This window comes from Streptomyces sp. NPDC051173, from assembly GCF_040689515.1.
Classification (GTDB): Bacteria; Actinomycetota; Actinomycetes; order Streptomycetales; family Streptomycetaceae; genus Streptomyces.
The window spans coordinates 41,317-59,193 of record NZ_JBFBBD010000024.1; the positions used below are offsets into that span (position 1 = coordinate 41,317).

Consider the following 17,877-nt stretch of genomic DNA (forward strand, 5'->3'; position numbering starts at 1 on the left):
ATGGCCCGGGACGCAACGGGCAGCCTGGGAAAGGGAGATGTCGTGAGCAACGAAAGCCTGGCTAACCTCTTGAAGGAGGAGCGCCGCTTCGCACCGCCTGCCGACCTGGCCGCGAACGCCAATGTCACTGCGGAGGCGTACGAGCAGGCGCGGGCTGACCGGCTGGGCTTCTGGGCCACGCAGGCCCGGCGGCTGAGCTGGGAGACCGAGCCGACCGAGGTCCTGGACTGGTCGAACCCGCCGTTCGCCAAGTGGTTCGCCGACGGCCGGCTCAACGTGGCGTACAACTGCGTGGACCGTCACGTGGAGAACGGCCTGGGCGACCGGGTCGCCATCCACTTCGAGGGCGAGCCCGGCGACACCCGCACCATCACCTACGCCGAGCTCCAGCGCGAGGTCTCCAAGGCCGCCAACGCCCTGACGGAGCTGGGTGTCCAGGCGGGCGACCGGGTCGCGATCTATCTGCCGATGATCCCCGAGGCCGTCGTCTCGATGCTCGCCTGCGCCCGGATCGGCGCCCCGCACTCGCTCGTCTTCGGCGGCTTCTCCGCGGACGCCCTCGCGACCCGCATCAACGACGCCGACGCGCGCGTCGTCATCACCGCCGACGGCGGCTACCGGCGCGGCAAGCCGTCCGCGCTCAAGCCCGCCGTGGACGAGGCCCTGACCCGCCCCGGCACCGAGAACGTCCGCAGCGTCCTCGTCGTCCGTCGCACCGGCCAGGAGGACATCGCCTTCACTTCAGGCCGTGACGTGTGGTGGCACGACCTCGTCGAGCGCCAGTCGGACCAGCACACCCCGCAGGCGTTCGACGCCGAGCACCCGCTGTTCATCCTCTACACCTCCGGCACCACGGGGAAGCCCAAGGGCATCCTGCACACCACCGGCGGCTACCTCACCCAGACCTCGTACACCCATCACGCTGTCTTCGACCTCAAGCCGGAGACCGACGTCTTCTGGTGCACGGCCGACGTCGGCTGGGTCACCGGCCACTCGTACATCGTCTACGGCCCCTTGAGCAACGGCGCGACCGAGGTGCTCTATGAGGGCACGCCCGACAGCCCGCACCAGGGCCGCTGGTGGGAGATCGTCCAGAAGTACGGCGTCACGATCCTCTACACCGCGCCGACCGCGATCCGCGCCGCCATGAAGTGGGGCGACGACATCCCCGCGAAGTTCGACCTGTCCAGCCTGCGCGTCCTCGGCTCGGTCGGCGAGCCCATCAACCCCGAGGCGTGGGTCTGGTACCGCAAGCACATCGGCGCCGACCGGACCCCGGTCGTCGACACCTGGTGGCAGACCGAGACCGGCAGCATCATGATCAGCCCGCTGCCCGGTGTCACCGCGACCAAGCCCGGCTCCGCCCAGGTGCCGATCCCCGGCATCGCGGCCACCGTGGTGGACGACGACGCCCACGAGGTGCCCGACGGCCACGGCGGCTATCTGGTCCTCACCGAGCCCTGGCCCTCCATGCTCCGCACCATCTGGGGCGACGACCAGCGCTACCTCGACACCTACTGGTCCCGCTTCGAGCACAAGTACTTCGCGGGCGACGGCGCGAAGAAGGACGACGACGGCGACGTCTGGCTCCTCGGGCGCGTCGACGACGTGATGCTGGTCTCCGGCCACAACATCTCCACCACCGAGGTCGAGTCCGCGCTCGTCTCACACCCCAAGGTCGCCGAGGCGGCCGTCGTCGGCGCTGCCGACCCGCAGACCACCCAGGCCATCTGCGCCTTCGTGATCCTGCGCGGCAACGTGGACGCGACCGAGGAGGGCCTGGTCGAGGAGCTCCGGGCACACGTCGCCAAGCAGCTCGGCCCGATCGCCAAGCCCAAGCGCATCCTCCCCGTCGCCGAGCTGCCCAAGACCCGGTCCGGCAAGATCATGCGCCGACTGCTGCGCGACGTGGCCGAGAACCGCACCCTCGGCGACGTCACCACACTGACCGACTCCTCCGTCATGGACCTCATCCAGAACCAGCTCCCGGCCGCGAGCAGCGAGGACTGAGGCTTCACGCGGCCCTGAGGCAGCGCGCGAACACCTGGTACGAGTGAGAGGCGCCCGGCATCACGCCGGGCGCCTCTCACTCTTTCGGGCTAAGGTAAGTATTCGTCGCGTCAAAAACGCGACAAGAATCATGGGCGCGCCGGGAAGTCTGGTCGGCACACAGCACACGTGTATCCAGTCGACCCCCAGGAGGTCCTCCGCCGTGGCCGCGCCCAAGAACCGCCGTTCCGTCTTTCTCGGTCGGCTGCCGCTGCCGGAGCGGAACTACCTCGCCGACGCCCTGCGTACCGAGACCGTGGGCGGCGTGCTGCTGCTCGTCGCCGCCGTCGCCGCACTGATCTGGGCGAACACCCCGCTGCGTGACAGTTATCAGTCGGTCAGCTCGTTCCACTTCGGCCCTGGTGCCCTCGGCCTGAACCTTTCGGTCCAGCACTGGGCGGCCGACGGACTGCTGGCCGTCTTCTTCTTCGTCGCGGGTATCGAGCTCAAGCGCGAGCTGGTCGCGGGCGAGCTGCGCGATCCCAAGGCGGCGATCCTCCCGGTCGTCGCGGCGGTCTGCGGCATGGCCGCGCCCGCGCTCGTCTACTTCACCGTGGTGTCGGCAGGCGGCGGTTCGACGGCGGGCTGGGCCGTGCCCACCGCGACCGACATCGCCTTCGCGCTCGCCGTACTGGCCGTCATCGGCACCTCCCTGCCGTCGGCGCTCCGGGCGTTCCTGCTGACCCTCGCCGTCGTCGACGACCTCTTCGCGATCCTGATCATCGCGATCTTCTTCACACAGAAGCTGAACTTCGCGGCCCTCGGCTTCGCCGTGCTGGGCCTGGCCGTCTTCTGGCTACTGCTCCACAAGGGCGTGCGCGGGTGGTACATCTACGTCCCCCTGGGCATCGCCAACTGGGCTCTGATGTACAACAGCGGCGTCCACGCGACGATCGCGGGCGTCGCCATGGGGCTGATGCTGCGCTGCACGCGCCGTGAGGGCGAGGCGCACTCCCCCGGCGAGCACATCGAGCACCTCGTGCGCCCCCTGTCGGCGGGGCTCGCGGTGCCGCTGTTCGCGCTGTTCTCGGCGGGCGTCGCGATCTCCGGCGGCGCGCTGTCGGACGTCTTCACCCGGCCCGAGACCCTCGGTGTCGTGCTCGGCCTGGTCGCGGGCAAGGCGATCGGCGTCTTCGGAGGCACCTGGCTGGCGGCACGCTTCACCAAGGCCGAGCTCAACCCCGACCTCAAGTGGCCGGACGTGCTGGCCGTCGCCTCGCTGGCCGGCATCGGCTTCACGGTCTCGCTGCTGATCGGCGAGCTCGCCTTCAAGAGCGACCAGTTGCTGACCGACGAGATCAAGGCGTCCGTGCTCGTCGGTTCGCTGATAGCCGCGGTGCTGGCGAGCGTGCTGCTCAAGCTGCGCGACAACAAGTACAAGAAGCTGTGCGCCGCGGAGGACCTCGACGAGGACCACGACGGCATCCCCGACATCTACGAGCAGGACAACCCGGCGTACCACCTCCGGATGGCCGCGATCCTGGAGGCGAAGGCGGCCGAGCACCGCAGGCTGGCCGAAGTCGCTGCCGGGCGCACCACTGGGGACGATGGTCCGGCATGATTCTGGGTGTCTTCACATCCGCTGGAGACCCGCAGATGACGAGCTGATGACGATGAGGGAGCAGCCGATGAGCGCAGCCGACGACGGTGCGGCGACCGGTGTGAACGGCGCGAACCGCAGCCTCGGCCAGCTGATGGCGACGGCCACCACGGAGCTGTCCGCACTGGTGCACGACGAGATCGCGCTGGCCAAGGCCGAGCTGCGGCAGGACGCCAAGCGCGTCGGCATCGGCGGTGGCGCGATCGCCGCGGCCGGGACGCTCGCGCTGTTCTCGCTGCCCGTTCTGAGCTTCGCCGCTGCGTACGGCATTCACAACCTCGGCATGGGCCTCGCCTGGTCGTTCCTGATCGTCGGTGGCGCGTTCCTGCTGGTGGCGGCGCTTCTCGGACTGCTGGCGGTGAACAGGTTCAAGAAGGTCAGCAAGCCCGAGAAGACCATTGCCTCCGCAAAGCAGACGGCCGCCGTCCTGGGCACCGTCAAGCCGCACCCGCACCCGCTGGTCGACACGGGCCGCGCCGACGCATCTGTGACACGCTCGGCCGTATGACGGTGCCCGATACCTCCGCAGCGCCCGCGTCTCCCGACCCCGAGCCCACCCCCTCCGCCGGGCCACCGGCGGCGCGGACGGGCCCGGCCCCGGTCGTCTCCGGGGCCTCGGTCGTACGTCCCGAGGGTCCCTGGACCCACCGGGATGTGGCGGCGAACGGCGCGCGGTTCCACATCGCCGAGATGGGCGAGGGGCCCCTGGTGCTGCTGCTGCACGGCTTCCCGCAGTTCTGGTGGACGTGGCGGCACCAGTTGCAGGCCCTGGCCGACGCCGGTTTCCGGGCGGTCGCGATGGACCTGCGCGGGGTGGGCGGCAGCGACCGTACGCCGCGCGGCTACGACCCGGCGAACCTCGCGCTCGACATCACCGGCGTGATCCGCTCGCTCGGGGAGCCGGACGCCGCGCTGGTGGGGCACGATCTGGGCGGCTATCTGGCGTGGACGGCGGCCGTGATGCGGCCGAAGCTGGTCCGCAGGCTCGCCGTCTCCTCGATGCCGCACCCGCGCCGCTGGCGTTCGGCGATGCTCTCCGACGTCAAGCAGAGCGCGGCCGGTTCATACGTCTGGGGCTTCCAGCAGCCGTGGCTGCCGGAGCGGCGGCTGGTCGCCGACGATGCGGCACTGGTGGGACGGCTGGTGCGGGAGTGGTCGGGCCCCCGGCTGCCGGACGACGACGCCGTCGACACCTACCGGCGGGCCATGACGATCCCTTCCACGGCGCACTGCTCGATCGAGCCGTACCGCTGGATGGTGCGGTCGATGGCGCGCCCGGACGGTCTCCAGTTCAACCGCCGGATGAAGCGTCCGGTGCGGGTGCCGACGCTGCACCTGCACGGTTCCCTCGATCCGGTGATGCGTACGCGCAGCGCCGCGGGCTCCGGGGAGTACGTGGAGGCGCCGTACCGCTGGCGGCTCTTCGACGGGCTCGGGCACTTCCCGCACGAGGAGGACCCGGCGGCGTTCTCCACGGAACTGGTCAACTGGCTCAAGGACCCGGAACCGGACCGCTGACCTCCGCAGCAGGCCCGCGACCCTGCCGGATCCCACCCGGCACCGGCCGCCGGAGCACCGCCGCGCGCACGGGAACGGCCGTTCCCCCGAACGGCCAATTGCCCGGCGCATAAGCCGATTGAGCGACCCCTGGGCGATTACCGACCTTTGGCCCCGGGCACAGAGCTCTGTATGGGCTGGACGCACGACTACCGTGACGCGACACAGGAGCGGGGCGCCGAGGGCGACTCCGCTGTGGCTGTGAGCGAGGTGACCGACAGGGCTGCGCGGGCGGAGCACCGGCCGGTGGCCGGACCGGATCCGCTCATCGGCATCCCGCGCATCATCCGCCGTCGCGCCCGCTGGGTGTCGGCGCGGCTGCGCCACCACCCGCGCGGCCGCTGACGCGTCTCTCCCTCGCCCGTGCACCCCTCGGGCTGACCCTCGGCCAGAAAGGCCCTCAGGGACCCGTACGGGCCCGTGTGAGGGCTCAGAGGGCGCAGCTCTGGGTGTTCACCCGCTCGACCGCCTTGCGGCCGCTGACGACGTCAGGACGCACCTCGTCGGCCGTGAGGGCGTAGCCGGTGTCGGCGTCGTCGAGGGACTTGGCGAAGACCACGCCGTAGACCCGGCCGTCCGGGGTGAGCAAGGGGCCGCCGGAGTTGCCCTGGCGCACGGTGGTGTAGAGCGAGTAGACATCACGGCGGACGTTGCCGCGGTGGTAGATGTCCGGGCCGTTGGCCTGGACCCGGCTGCGGACGCGGGCGGCGCGCACGTCGTACGACCCGTTCTCGGGGAAGCCGACGACGATGGCGCTCCTGCCCGTCTCGGCGTCGTTCTCGGCGAACCGCAGGGCGGGCGCCTCCAGCTGGGGCACGTCCAGGACGGCGATGTCGCGCTTCCAGTCGTAGAGAACGACCTTCGCCTCGTACTGCCGGCCCTGCCCGCCGATCTGGACGGTCGGCTCGTCCACGCCGCCGACGACGTGGGCGTTGGTCATCACCCGGTGCCGGTCGAAGACGAATCCGGATCCCTCCAGGACCTTGCCGCAGCTGGGCGCCGTGCCGACGACCTTGACGACGCTGCGCTGGGCGGAGATGGCGACGGGGCTCTCGGCGAGCTGGGGGTCGGGCGCGGGCACCGAGGTGATGGGCTCGGTGGAGAAGGGCGCGAAGACCTGCGGGAAGCCGTTCTGCGCGAGGGCCGTGCTGAAGTCCGCGAACCAGGTGTTGGCCTGCGAGGGGACGACGCGGGCGACGCCGAGCAGCACCTTGGAGTTGCGGACCTCCTTGCCGAGCGTCGGCAGGGACGTGCCGGCGAGGGCGGAGCCGATCAGCCACGCGACCAGCAGCATCGCCAGGACGTTGACGAGCGCGCCCCCGGTGGCATCCAGCGCGCGGGCCGGGGACCAGGTGATGTGACGGCGGAGCTTGTTGCCGAGGTGGGTCGTGGCGGCCTGGCCGATCGAGGCGCAGACGATGACGATGACGACGGCCGCGATGGCGGCGGCCGTGCCCGGGGTGGCGTCGTCCGTGGCGCTGTCCCAGATGACCGGCAGGACGTACACGGCGACCAGGCCGCCGCCGAGGAAGCCGATCACGGACAGCACCCCGACGACGAAGCCCTGGCGGTAGCCGACGACGGCGAACCACACGGCAGCGATCAGCAGCACGACATCCAGCACGTTCACCGGGAAATGCCTCGCAATGATGTGGTCGGTGGGGTCGGCGGCCCCGCGCCCGGGGGTGGGGCCGAGGTCACCGTCTCATGCCTGTCAGGCGTGCCGGTCCAGAGGTACCTGGCGGGCCCGGTCCCAGGGGCGCTCCCAGCCGGAGTAGTGCAGGATCCGGTCGATCACCCCTGCGGTGAACCCCCATACGAGCGCTCCCTGCACCTGGAAGGCGGGCCCTATGTGGCCGCTGGGGTGTTTGGCCATCGCGCGGTTCGCCGGGTCGGCCAGATCGGCCACCGGCACCGCGAAGACCCGCGCGGTCTCCGCCTCGTCGACCGGCCCGACGGGGCTGGGCGCGCGCCACCAGCCGAGCACGGGGGTCACCACGAAATCGCTCACCGGGATGTAGAGCCGGGGCAGCACGCCGAAGACCTGCACTCCGGACGGGTCGAGCCCGGTCTCCTCCTCGGCCTCCCGCAGCGCGGCGCGGACCGGCCCGCCCTCGGCCGGGTCGCCGTCCTCCGGGTCGAGCGCGCCACCGGGGAACGACGGCTGCCCCGCGTGCGAGCGAAGCGTCCCCGCACGCTCCAGGAGCAGCAGTTCCGGCCCCTTGGGGCCGTCGCCGAAGAGGACGAGCACGGCGGACTGCCGGCCGCCGGTGTCCGGCGGCAGGAAGCGGCTGAGCTGGTGCGGCTCGATGGTCTCCGAGGCGCGCGCCACCGGTTCGAGCCACTCGGGCAGCCCCTCCGCGGTGACGGCGGCTCCCCGGCCGTACGTGCTGGTCATGCGCTTCCCCTCGTACGTGCGCTCATCGGCTCACTCCGTGCGTGCCCTCGGCACGCTCACTCGGCGCCCAGCGGACGGGCGGGCAGGCCCGGGTAGTCCGGCGGGGGCTTCAGCCGCTGGCCCGGCAGTCCGCCCTTCTCGTACTTCAGCAGCTTCCGTGCCTTCTCCGGGTCCGTCTCGCCCTCGCCGTACGACGGGCACAGCGGGGCGATCGGGCAGGCGCCGCAGGCGGGCTTGCGCGAGTGGCAGATGCGCCGCCCGTGGAAGACGACCCGGTGCGAGAGCATCGTCCACTCGCTCTTGGGGAAGAGGTCGCAGACGACGGCCTCGACCTTCTCGGGGTCCGTCTCGTCGGTCCACTTCCAGCGGCGCACGAGTCGGCCGAAGTGGGTGTCCACGGTGATGCCGGGCACCCCGAAGGCATTGCCCAGCACGACGTTCGCGGTCTTCCGGCCGACGCCGGGCAGCGACACCAGATCCTCGAGCCGCCCCGGCACCTCACCGTCGAACCGGTCGCGCAGCGCCACCGAGAGCCCTATGAGCGACTTGGCCTTGGCCCGGAAGAAGCCGGTCGGCCGGATCAGTTGCTCCAGCGCCTCGGGGTCGGCCGCGGCCATGTCCTCGGGCGTCGGATAGGCGGCGAAGAGCGCCGGGGTGGTCTGGTTGACCCTCAGGTCCGTGGTCTGCGCGGAGAGGACCGTGGCGACCAGCAGCTCGAAGGAGTTCTCGAAGTCGAGCTCGGGGTGGGCGTACGGATAGACGTCGGCGAGCTCGCGGTTGATGCGGCGCGCGCGGCGGACGAGCGCGGTCCGGGACTCCTGCTTGGCCGCGGGCTTCACCGAGGCGGCGGCCTTGGCCGGTCGAGCGGCGGCAGGCGCCTTCACCGTCCTGGCGGCGCGCTTCGCGGGCTTGTCACCGCCCGACGGCGCGCCCGGCGTTTTGCTCTGCCTCGCGGCATTCGCCTGTTGTGCGGACGAGTGTTCGCCCACAGCGGAATCGCGGCTCCCGGTCACCCTCCCGGCCCCCTTGCCCTGTGCTCTCACCGGCGTATTGGACACCCGGCCAGACTAGAGCCCAGCACTGACATCCGGCCCGTGCGCAGGAAAACCGCAGCCCAATCGGACCCCTGCCGTAGGGCTTCGGTCGACGATGCGCGACACTTGTGTTTGATCACACAGTTTTACCGACGGGCATCATGGGGACCACGGTCCTCTGTGCATGTCGACAAGGAGAGAACTCGTGGACGACGTTCTGCGGCGCGCCCCGCTTTTCGCGGCGCTCGATGACGAGCAGGCCGCTGAGCTGCGCGCCTCCATGGGCGAGGCCACCCTCGCGAGGGGCGACGCCCTGTTCCACGAAGGGGACCCAGGCGACCGCCTCTACGTGGTGACCGAGGGCAAGGTGAAGCTCCACCGCACCTCGCCCGACGGCCGCGAGAACATGCTCGCCGTCCTCGGCCCGGGTGAGCTCATCGGAGAGCTGTCGCTCTTCGACCCGGGGCCGCGCACCGCCACCGCCACCGCCCTCACCGAGGTCAAGCTGCTCGGCCTCGGCCACGGCGACCTCCAGCCCTGGCTCAACGCCCGCCCGGAGGTGGCCACGGCCCTGCTGCGCGCCGTCGCGCGCCGCCTGCGCCGCACCAACGACTCGATGTCGGACCTCGTCTTCTCCGACGTCCCGGGCCGTGTCGCCAAGGCGCTCCTGGACCTGTCCCGCCGGTTCGGCGTGCAGTCCGAGGAGGGCATCCACGTGGTGCACGACCTCACCCAGGAGGAGCTGGCCCAGCTGGTCGGCGCCTCCCGCGAGACGGTCAACAAGGCGCTCGCGGACTTCGCGGGCCGCGGCTGGCTCCGCCTGGAGGCCCGCGCGGTGATCCTCCTCGACGTGGAGCGGCTCGCCAAGCGGTCCCGCTGACGCGAAGGGGCGCACGCCCCTGGCGCGCCCGTGAGGGACCGCGCCCGCAGACGCGCCGAAGGCCCCCGCCGTTTCCAGCGGGGGCCTTCGGCATGCGCGCACGCTCCTCGAGCGCCCGTCAGATCAGGCCGTGCTCGCCCAGGTAGTCCAACTGCGCCCGTACGGAGAGCTCCGCCGCCGGCCACAGCGAGCGGTCGACGTCGGCGTAGACCATGGCGACCACGTCCTCCGGCGTCCGGCAGCCGTTCTCGACGGCCGTCTCGACCTGGGCGAGCCGCTTCGCCCGGTGCACCAGATAGAAGTCGATGACGCCCTGGGCGTCGTCAAGCACCGGTCCGTGGCCGGGCAGCACCGTCTCCACGCCCTCCTCGACGGTCAGCGCGCGCAGCCTGCGCAAGGAGTCGAGGTAATCGCCGAGCCGCCCGTCGGGGTGGGCGACGACCGTGGTGCCGCGGCCGAGGACCGTGTCGCCGGTGAGGACCGCACGGTCCGCCGGGAGGTGGAAGGCGAGCGAGTCCGCGGTGTGGCCGGGCGCGGGTACGACATGCAGTTCGAGCCCGCCGGTGGTGATCACGTCGCCCGCCCCGAGCCCCTCGCCGCCCAGCCGCAGCGCCGGGTCCAGCGCCCGTACGTGCGTGCCCGTCAGCTCCGCGAAGCGGGCCGCACCGTCCGCGTGGTCGGGGTGCCCGTGGGTGAGCAGCGTGAGGGCGACGCGCCGGCCCGCCGCCTCGGCCGTGGCGACGACCGCGGCGAGGTGGGCCTCGTCCAGCGGGCCGGGGTCGACGACGACCGCGAGGTCGGAGCCGGGCTCGGCGAGGATCCAGGTGTTGGTGCCGTCCAGTGTCATCGCGGAGGGGTTGTCCGCGAGCACGCAGGTCGCGCGGGCGGTCGCGGGGCCGCCGATGGCGCCGGGGCGCGGCCTGCCGGGAAGGTCGGCTGTCGTGGTCATGAGTCGGCTCCCAAAGCTCGCGGGGTTCCCGTGGGGGCACCGGGCTCCGGCGGTCCCGGAGCGATGTGCTTGGTGAATTCGTCGTGCCCCGGCCAGCTCAGCACGATCTCACCGGCGACGAGCCGGGCTTGCGCCAGGACAGGGGTGAGATCCCGCTCACCCGCCGCCTCCAGCGCCTCCCGCACGCTGCCGTACGGGCGCAGCGCGCGCAGGGTGGCGATGGTGGGCGGCATCATCAGCAGCTCGCCCCGGTCGTAGCCGTCCGCCGCGGCGCCCGGCCGGATCCACTCGGTGCGGTCGGCCTCGGTGGAGGCGTTGCGGGTGCGCTGCCCCTCGGGGAGCGCGGCCACGAAGAACCAGGTGTCGTAGCGGCGCGGCTCGAACTCCGGGGTGATCCAGTGCGCCCAGCAGCCGAGGAGGTCGCTGCGCAGCACCAGGCCACGCCGGTCGAGGAAGTCGGCGAAGGACAGCTCGCGGCTCACCAGGGCGGCGCGGTCGGCCTCCCAGCCGGCGCCGGTGGTGTCCGCGACGACCGTGTCGGGCGCCGGGCCCGCCAGCAGCACGCCCGCCTCCTCGAAGGTCTCCCGTACGGCCGCGCAGACGATGGCCTGGGCTCCGGCGGCGTCCACGCCGAGGCGGCGCGCCCACTCCGCGCGCGACGGCCCGGCCCAGGGCACCTCGCGCTCGTCACGCGGGTCGACGGAGCCGCCCGGATACGCGTACGCGCCTCCGGCGAAGGCCATGGAGGCGCGTCTGCGCAGCATGTGGACGGCGGGGCCGTCGGCTCCGTCACGGAGCAGCAGGACGGTCGCGGCGCGCCGGGGCGCGACGGGCCGGAGCTCGCCGCGGGCGAGCGCTCTGATCCGGTCGGGCCACTCCGGCGGATACCACTGGCCGTTCGAAGTCGACATGGCCGGATGCTATGCGCTCATGCGCGGATGTTCGAGGGTTCGAGGGGGGAGGCCGGGCCGGTGCGCGTCCCGCGCAGCGGCCCGTACGCGGACCTCGGGGTCAGTCCCCGACCTCCACCAGGATCTCGACCTCCACCGGGGCGTCCAGCGGCAGGACCGCCACGCCCACGGCCGAGCGCGCGTGGACGCCCTTGTCGCCCAGCACCTCGCCCAGGAGCTCGCTGGCGCCGTTGAGGACGCCGGGCTGGCCGGTGAAGTCCGGTGCGGAGGCGACGAAGCCCACGACCTTCACCACTCGGACGACCTTGTCGAGGTCGCCGACGACCGACTTCACGGCGGCGAGGGCGTTGAGCGCGCAGATCCCCGCGAGCTCCTTCGCCTGCTCGGCGCTGACCTCGGCACCGACCTTGCCGGTCAGCGGGATCGAGCCCTTGACCATCGGCAGCTGGCCGGCGGTGTGGACGTACGCGCCGGAGCGCACGGCCGGCTGATAGGCGGCCAGCGGTGGCACGACGTCGGGCAGCGTCAGACCCAGCTCGGCGAGCCTGGCCTCGACGGCACTCACGCCTTCTCCCGCTTGAGGTAGGCCACGAGCTGCTCGGGGTTGTTCGGGCCCGGGACGACCTGGACGAGCTCCCAGCCGTCCTCGCCCCAGGTGTCCAGGATCTGCTTGGTCGCGTGCACGAGAAGCGGCACAGTCGCGTATTCCCACTTGGTCATGGGCCCGACTGTAATGCCTGGCACCGACAGCCTCGTGCGTAGCCCGCGCGGCGGCCTCGCGCCACCGGCTCAACGGGCGAGCGCCGGGCCGGTGGTGGCCCCGCGAGGAGCCCGCTCCCCCGTGGCGTGACGGGCCTCACCACTGGAACCCGGCCATGTCGCCACCTGACGCCACACGGCCGTTGCGAAGGAATTAGGCTCCGAATCATGAGCAGGCTCCATGTCGTCAGCGGCAAGGGCGGAACCGGCAAGACCACGGTCGCCGCGGCACTCGCGCTTGCCCTCGCCGCCGAGGGCAAGCGGACCCTCCTGGTCGAAGTGGAGGGGCGGCAGGGCATCGCGCAGCTCTTCGAGACCGAGGCGTTGCCGTACGAGGAACGGAAGATCGCGGTGGCTCCCGGCGGGGGCGGCGAGGTCCACGCGCTCGCCATCGACGCCGAGCGGGCCCTCCTCGACTACCTCCAGATGTTCTACAAACTCGGCAGCGCCGGGCGCGCGCTCAAGAAGCTCGGCGCGATCGACTTCGCGACGACCATCGCACCGGGCCTGCGGGACGTCCTGCTGACCGGCAAGGCGTGCGAGGCGGTGCGCCGCAAGGACCGCGCGGGCCGCTACGTCTACGACCACGTGATCATGGATGCCCCGCCGACCGGCCGCATCACCCGCTTCCTCAACGTCAACGACGAGGTGGCGGGGCTCGCCCGGATCGGCCCGATCCACAATCAGGCGCAGGCCGTGATGCGCGTCCTCAAGTCCCCCGAGACAGCCGTGCACTTCGTGACGCTCCTGGAGGAGATGCCGGTCCAGGAGACGGTGGACGGCATCGCCGAACTCCGCGCCGCGCAGCTGCCGGTGGGCAGCGTCGTCATCAACATGGTGCGCCCGGAGATCCTGGACGAGGCCGCCGTGGAGATCGCGGCGAACGGCCGCCGGGCCGACGTCGCCCGCACGCTGTCGCACGCCCTGGAGCGCACCGGTTTCGGCCGTGGACGCCACGCGGGCCTGGCCGGGCAGTTGGTCGACCCCCTCGTGACACAGGCGCGCGAGCACACCGAGCGGCTCGCCCTGGAGCACCAGGGCCGTACGGAGATATCGGGCCTCCGCCTGCCCACCTACGAACTGGAACTGCTCGGCGACGGCGTCGATCTGGCGGGCCTCTACCGCATGGCGCGCGAACTGCGGAAGCAAGGAGTCTCCGAGTGAGCCTGGACGCGGCGTCCGTACTGGACGTGGATCCTGTCCTCGACAACCCCCGCACCCGCATCGTGGTGTGCTGCGGCTCCGGTGGCGTCGGCAAGACGACGACCGCGGCGGCACTGGGCGTACGGGCCGCCGAGCGCGGCCGGAAGGTCGTCGTCCTCACCATCGACCCGGCCCGCAGGCTCGCGCAGTCCATGGGCATCGAGGAACTCGACAACGTGCCGCGCCGGGTGCACGGAATCGACACCTCCGCGGGTGGCGAGCTGCACGCCATGATGCTCGACATGAAGCGGACCTTCGACGAGATAGTCGAGGCGCACGCCGACGGTGAGCGCGCACGCGCCATCCTGGAAAACCCGTTCTACCAGTCCCTGTCGGCCGGTTTCGCCGGCACGCAGGAGTACATGGCCATGGAGAAACTCGGCCAGCTGCGCGCGCGGGACGAGTGGGACCTGATCGTCGTGGACACCCCGCCGAGCCGCTCCGCGCTGGACTTCCTGGACGCTCCCGGGCGCCTGGGGTCCTTCCTGGACGGGAAGTTCATCAAGGTGCTGATGGCCCCGGCGAAGATCGGCGGCCGGGCCGGGATGAAGTTCCTGGGCGTCGGCATGTCGGTGATGAGCGGCCCGCTCAACAAGCTGATGGGAGCCCAGCTCCTGCGTGACGTGCAGACGTTCGTGGCCGCCATGGACACGATGTTCGGAGGCTTCCGCACGCGCGCGGACGCCACCTACCGGCTGCTCCAGGCACCGGGTACGGCCTTCCTGGTCGTCGCGGCCCCGGAGCGGGACGCGCTCCGGGAGGCGGCCTATTTCATCGAACGGCTGGCCGCCGAGCGGATGCCGCTGGCGGGCCTGGTGCTCAACCGCGTGCACGGCAGCGAGGCCGCCCGGCTCCCCGCGGACCGGGCGCTCGCCGCGGCGGAAGCGCTGCTCGACGGCTCGCTCGGCGCACCCGGTGAAGCCTTGGCAACGACCGCGATGGAAACATCGGAAAATCTTGATTGCGGCGGCATTGTGGATCGTGACAGCGGGCAAGCTGCCTCACGTACCGTTGATGCCCCGGGCGCCGACGCTCCCACGGCCCCGTCAACTCCCGAGAGCGGCCTCCCCCAGCCCGCCCCCTCAGGAGGCTCCACGGCACAGGACTTCACCGCACAGGATTCCACCGCACGGCTCACCGCCGGTCTGCTGAGGCTGCACGCCGAGCGGATGCAGGTGCTCGCGCGCGAGCGCCGCACACGTGACCGCTTCACCGCGCTCCACCCCGAGGTCGCGGTGGCGGAAGTCGCCGCCCTGCCGGGTGATGTGCACGACTTGGCGGGCCTGCGCGCGATCGGCGAGCGGCTCGCCTGCCAGACCGCGGGTGACACAACGGGACCGAACGCGACCGCGTCGGCCCCAACTGCGGGGAGCACATCGGAAGAACGCACCGAGGCGACCGGCTGAGCGCTACGCCTTGCCCGCCGGGCAGAGGGACCGAAACCTCCGACCGACGTGCCGAGGCCCCCGACTGACGGCGCCGTGGGTAATGCCGTCGGTGTCGGGGGGCTGACGCCCGGCGCCCTCAGCGGCTAGCCGACTGCCGCGTACGCGTCGTAGTCCTCGTCGCTCAGCGGCAGGATTCCCGCACCCCGCTCGTATTCCGTACGAGCGGTCTCCAGGAGCCTGCGCCACGAGGTGACGGTCGGCCGGCGCCTGAGCAGCGCGCGCCGCTCCCGCTCGGTCATCCCGCCCCACACCCCGAACTCGACGCGGTTGTCCAGCGCGTCGGCCAGACACTCGGTGCGCACCGGGCACCCGGTGCAGACCGCCTTGGCCCTGTTCTGTGCTGCGCCCTGAACGAATAGTTCATCCGGATCGGTAGTGCGGCAGGCTGCCTGCGCACTCCAGTCGGTTACCCAGCCCATGCTGGCGCCGTCCTCTCCCGAATTGAGGCTCCCCCACGGCGGCAGCGGCATATTCACCGTTGCCAGTTGAGGACGTTACGGAAGGCGGGCAGGGGGCAACACCCCCTTCGGGCCCAATCTTGGATGGCCCGAACGGACTATGCGTAGACGGCAGATCACCCAACGGAGTGAGCTGGCGACATCAGCGACTTTCCCCGCTATATCGGGGCACTTCTCCCATGTCGCGGCGGGCACCGAGTGACACAGGTGGCAATACGGACACGTCTCATCACTCACAAGAGTGAAGGCGTAGGTGATGCTGAAGCGCATCGCAGTGACTGGCGTGAAACAGCGTAGGCGAACACACGGGCGTCTGTCCGCCGAATGAGAACGTAGGCTTCCCTTCATGGCTATGAAGCGTTCGGGCGGGGGCCCCAGCAGGGGTCGCCAGGCCGCCAGGTTCCTCGGTGTCAGCGTGCTCTCCGGAGCGGTTCTTGCGGGCCTGGTCCTGCCTGCCGTCGGCGCCTTCGGCCTCGCGGCGAAGGGTTCGGTCGAGGGATTCGACGAGATCCCCGCGAGCTTCAAGACCCCTCCGCTCAGTCAGCGCACCACCATCCTCGACGCCCAGGGCGGCGAGATCGCGAAGGTGTACTCCCGCGACCGCACGGTCGTCCCGCTGAACGACATCTCGCCCTACATGCAGAAGGCGATCGTCGCCATCGAGGACTCGCGCTTCTACCAGCACGGCGCGGTCGACCTCAAGGGCGTCCTCCGCGCGCTCAACAAGAACGCGCAGTCCGGCGGCGTCTCCGAAGGTGCTTCGACCCTCACCCAGCAGTACATCAAGAACATCTTCATCGATGAGGCGGGCGACGACCCGGGCAAGGTCGCCGTCGCCACCCAGCAGACCCTCGGCCGCAAGGTCAAGGAGCTGAAGTACGCCATCCGGGTCGAGAAGGAGCTCGGCAAGAAGCGGATCCTCAACAACTACCTGAACATCACCTTCTTCGGGCAGCAGTCCTACGGCGTGGAGGCCGCCTCCCAGCGCTACTTCAGCAAGCCCGCCAAGGACCTCTCCCTGGACGAGGCCGCTCTGCTGGCCGGCATCGTGCAGTCGCCGAGCCGCTACGACCCGGTCAACGCCCCCAAGGAGGCGACCAAGCGGCGCAACACCGTCCTCCAGCGGATGGCCGAGCTCAAGGACATCACCCCGGCCGAGGCCGCCGCCGCACAGGCCAAGCCGCTGCAGCTGAAGGTCACCCGCCCCAAGAGCGGCTGCATCACCGCCGTCGACGGCGCAGGCTTCTTCTGCGACTACGTCCGCGAGACCTTCCTCCAGGACCCCGCCTTCGGCAAGACGAAGGAGGAGCGCGCCAAGCGCTGGAACCAGGGCGGCCTGACGATCCGTACGACGCTGGACCCGCAGACACAGAAGTCCGTGCAGAAGTCGATCAGCGATCACGTCTACCAGAACGACTCGGTGGCCACCGCGGTATCGATCGTCGAGCCCGGCACCGGCAAGGTGCTCGGCATGGGGCAGTCCCGGCCGTACGGCTTCGGGGAGAACCAGACGCAGATCAACCTCTCCGCCGACCACGCGCAGGGCGGGTCGAACTACGGCTTCCAGACCGGTTCCACCTTCAAGCCGATCCTCGCGGCGGCCGCCCTGGAGGAGGGCATCTCGCCGAACAAGGTCTACTCCGCGCCGTACCAGATGCCCTACCCCGACTCCGTCGAGACCTGTGACGGCACCTGGAGCAACAGCGAGGGCGCGACGGTCAACAACGAGAACCGGAGCGAGGTCGGCCCGTACGGCATGCGGGAGGCGACCGCGAAGTCGGTGAACACCTACTTCATCCAGATGATCGGTGACACCGGCACCTGCCCGGTGACCAAGATGGCGTCGAAGCTGGGCCTGAAGCCCGCCTCCGGCAAGAAGATGGACCAGGTGCCGTCGATCGCGCTGGGCACCCAGGGCATGTCCCCGCTGAAGATGGCCACCGCCTACGCGGCCTTCGCCAACGGCGGCAAGTACTGCACCCCGGTCCTCATCAACTCGGCCACCGACCCGAACGGCAAGAGCATCAACGTCCCCAGGACGCAGTGCTCGCGCGCCATGTCCGAGGAGACCGCCAACACCGTCAACACCCTCCTCAAGGGCGTCGTCGAGGACGGCACCGGCAAGCAGGCCGGACTGGACGGGCGGGACAGCGCGGGCAAGACGGGTACGACGGACAGCCGGCACGCCGCCTGGTTCGTCGGCTACACCCCGAACATGGCGGGCGCGGTGTGGGTCGGCGGTCCCGGCAAGGACGTCGAGATGGAGAACATCAGCATCGGCGGCGTCTACCACGACAAGGTCTACGGCGGTGACACCCCGGGCCCCATCTGGCGCGACGCCATGAGCGGCGCCCTGGACGGCAAGCCCGCGCCGACGTTCGACTCCGTGGGCAGCATCAGCGACGCCGGGCCCCAGGGCCGCGACAACGGCGGCAACGCCACCGACAACGGCACCACCGGCGCGAACACCGACGCCGCTACCGGCCACGGGCGGGGCAAGCGCACCCCGCCGGGCGGCAAGGGCCACTGAGCCCCCACCCAGAGCACACAGGGCACTCAGAGCACGCACAGCACACAGGGGCGCCCGGACCGTCACGGTCCGGGCGCCCCTGTCGTACGTACGGGCGGTGG

At 71.1% G+C, this 17,877-nt stretch carries 17 protein-coding genes; 9 read left to right on the plus strand and 8 right to left on the minus strand.

Annotation, left to right across the window (positions count from 1 at the left end; translation table 11 throughout):
* The first annotated feature begins 42 nt into the window (after positions 1-42).
* From acs to AB0435_RS15695, 5 genes are all read left to right on the plus strand, one after another.
* On the plus strand, positions 43-2,010 hold the full coding sequence (gene acs, locus AB0435_RS15675; RefSeq protein WP_366004541.1) for an acetate--CoA ligase: 1,968 nt from the start codon (positions 43-45) through the stop codon (positions 2,008-2,010).
* Positions 2,011-2,212: 202 nt separating this feature from the next.
* Positions 2,213-3,610 carry a Na+/H+ antiporter NhaA gene (gene nhaA / locus AB0435_RS15680; protein WP_366427217.1) on the plus strand — a complete coding sequence of 466 codons (1,398 nt, stop codon included), beginning with the start codon at positions 2,213-2,215 and terminating at the stop codon, positions 3,608-3,610.
* Positions 3,611-3,677: 67 nt separating this feature from the next.
* Positions 3,678-4,157, plus strand: a complete 480-nt coding sequence (locus AB0435_RS15685) for a phage holin family protein (protein WP_366004539.1) — start codon at positions 3,678-3,680, stop codon at positions 4,155-4,157.
* Positions 4,154-5,167 carry an alpha/beta hydrolase gene (locus AB0435_RS15690; protein ID WP_366004538.1) on the plus strand — a complete coding sequence of 338 codons (1,014 nt, stop codon included), beginning with the start codon at positions 4,154-4,156 and terminating at the stop codon, positions 5,165-5,167. The genes AB0435_RS15685 and AB0435_RS15690 overlap by 4 nt, the downstream gene beginning before the upstream one ends.
* Before the next feature lie 171 nt (positions 5,168-5,338).
* Complete coding sequence (locus AB0435_RS15695; protein WP_366004537.1) at positions 5,339-5,551, plus strand: hypothetical protein; 213 nt, start codon at positions 5,339-5,341, stop codon at positions 5,549-5,551.
* 85 nt (positions 5,552-5,636) lie between these two features.
* Here the strand turns inward: AB0435_RS15695 and AB0435_RS15700 are convergent, their stop codons facing one another.
* The 3 genes from AB0435_RS15700 to nth all read right to left on the minus strand — a co-directional run bounded on the left by AB0435_RS15700 (position 5,637) and on the right by nth (position 8,617).
* Positions 5,637-6,836: a MarP family serine protease gene (locus AB0435_RS15700; protein WP_366004536.1), complete on the minus strand. Its 1,200-nt coding sequence runs from the start codon at positions 6,834-6,836 to the stop codon at positions 5,637-5,639.
* Between the two features lie 84 nt (positions 6,837-6,920).
* On the minus strand, positions 6,921-7,604 hold the full coding sequence (locus tag AB0435_RS15705; protein WP_366427218.1) for a CoA pyrophosphatase: 684 nt from the start codon (positions 7,602-7,604) through the stop codon (positions 6,921-6,923).
* Between the two features lie 56 nt (positions 7,605-7,660).
* The gene (nth, locus tag AB0435_RS15710) at positions 7,661-8,617 is read right to left on the minus strand and encodes an endonuclease III (protein WP_366004534.1); all 957 of its coding nucleotides are present in this window, start codon (positions 8,615-8,617) and stop codon (positions 7,661-7,663) included.
* Between the two features lie 226 nt (positions 8,618-8,843).
* Between nth and AB0435_RS15715 the strand changes: the two genes are divergently transcribed.
* Positions 8,844-9,518 (plus strand): Crp/Fnr family transcriptional regulator, encoded by a 675-nt coding sequence (locus AB0435_RS15715; RefSeq protein ID WP_030367278.1) that lies wholly within the window; start codon positions 8,844-8,846, stop codon positions 9,516-9,518.
* Between the two features lie 118 nt (positions 9,519-9,636).
* On the opposite strand, the gene AB0435_RS15720 is transcribed toward AB0435_RS15715, so the two are convergent.
* From AB0435_RS15720 to AB0435_RS15735, 4 genes are all read right to left on the minus strand, one after another.
* Positions 9,637-10,467, minus strand: a complete 831-nt coding sequence (locus AB0435_RS15720) for an MBL fold metallo-hydrolase (RefSeq protein WP_366004533.1) — start codon at positions 10,465-10,467, stop codon at positions 9,637-9,639.
* Positions 10,464-11,378: an NUDIX hydrolase gene (locus AB0435_RS15725; protein ID WP_366004532.1), complete on the minus strand. Its 915-nt coding sequence runs from the start codon at positions 11,376-11,378 to the stop codon at positions 10,464-10,466. The genes AB0435_RS15720 and AB0435_RS15725 overlap by 4 nt, the downstream gene beginning before the upstream one ends.
* Positions 11,379-11,478: 100 nt before the next feature.
* On the minus strand, positions 11,479-11,943 hold the full coding sequence (locus AB0435_RS15730) for a RidA family protein (protein ID WP_366004531.1): 465 nt from the start codon (positions 11,941-11,943) through the stop codon (positions 11,479-11,481).
* A complete protein-coding gene (locus AB0435_RS15735) occupies positions 11,940-12,098 on the minus strand; it encodes a DUF4177 domain-containing protein (RefSeq protein WP_003967454.1) in 159 nt (52 codons plus the stop codon). The genes AB0435_RS15730 and AB0435_RS15735 overlap by 4 nt, the downstream gene beginning before the upstream one ends.
* Before the next feature lie 207 nt (positions 12,099-12,305).
* Here AB0435_RS15735 and AB0435_RS15740 point away from each other — a divergent pair, with 207 nt between their 5' ends.
* Complete coding sequence (locus AB0435_RS15740; protein WP_366427219.1) at positions 12,306-13,301, plus strand: ArsA-related P-loop ATPase; 996 nt, start codon at positions 12,306-12,308, stop codon at positions 13,299-13,301.
* Positions 13,298-14,746 carry an ArsA family ATPase gene (locus AB0435_RS15745; protein ID WP_366004529.1) on the plus strand — a complete coding sequence of 483 codons (1,449 nt, stop codon included), beginning with the start codon at positions 13,298-13,300 and terminating at the stop codon, positions 14,744-14,746. The genes AB0435_RS15740 and AB0435_RS15745 overlap by 4 nt, the downstream gene beginning before the upstream one ends.
* Positions 14,747-14,871: 125 nt before the next feature.
* On the opposite strand, the gene AB0435_RS15750 is transcribed toward AB0435_RS15745, so the two are convergent.
* Entirely contained in the window at positions 14,872-15,207 is a 336-nt protein-coding gene (locus tag AB0435_RS15750; RefSeq protein ID WP_361525423.1) for a WhiB family transcriptional regulator, read from the minus strand.
* Positions 15,208-15,592: 385 nt separating this feature from the next.
* Here AB0435_RS15750 and AB0435_RS15755 point away from each other — a divergent pair, with 385 nt between their 5' ends.
* A complete protein-coding gene (locus AB0435_RS15755; RefSeq protein ID WP_366427220.1) occupies positions 15,593-17,776 on the plus strand; it encodes a transglycosylase domain-containing protein in 2,184 nt (727 codons plus the stop codon).
* Positions 17,777-17,877 lie beyond the last annotated feature (101 nt).

Excerpts from the sequence above, each read along its gene's own strand:
- AB0435_RS15705 (WP_366427218.1), bottom strand. The coding sequence starts at position 7,604 with ATGACCAGCACGTACGGCCGGGGAGCCGCCGTCACCGCGGAGGGGCTG.
- AB0435_RS15755 (WP_366427220.1), top strand. The coding sequence starts at position 15,593 with ATGGCTATGAAGCGTTCGGGCGGGGGCCCCAGCAGGGGTCGCCAGGCC.
- AB0435_RS15750 (WP_361525423.1), bottom strand. The coding sequence starts at position 15,207 with ATGGGCTGGGTAACCGACTGGAGTGCGCAGGCAGCCTGCCGCACTACC.
- AB0435_RS15690 (WP_366004538.1), top strand. The coding sequence starts at position 4,154 with ATGACGGTGCCCGATACCTCCGCAGCGCCCGCGTCTCCCGACCCCGAG.
- AB0435_RS15685 (WP_366004539.1), top strand. The coding sequence starts at position 3,678 with ATGAGCGCAGCCGACGACGGTGCGGCGACCGGTGTGAACGGCGCGAAC.
- AB0435_RS15725 (WP_366004532.1), bottom strand. The coding sequence starts at position 11,378 with ATGTCGACTTCGAACGGCCAGTGGTATCCGCCGGAGTGGCCCGACCGG.
- AB0435_RS15735 (WP_003967454.1), bottom strand. The coding sequence starts at position 12,098 with ATGACCAAGTGGGAATACGCGACTGTGCCGCTTCTCGTGCACGCGACC.
- AB0435_RS15720 (WP_366004533.1), bottom strand. The coding sequence starts at position 10,467 with ATGACCACGACAGCCGACCTTCCCGGCAGGCCGCGCCCCGGCGCCATC.
- AB0435_RS15740 (WP_366427219.1), top strand. The coding sequence starts at position 12,306 with ATGAGCAGGCTCCATGTCGTCAGCGGCAAGGGCGGAACCGGCAAGACC.
- AB0435_RS15695 (WP_366004537.1), top strand. The coding sequence starts at position 5,339 with ATGGGCTGGACGCACGACTACCGTGACGCGACACAGGAGCGGGGCGCC.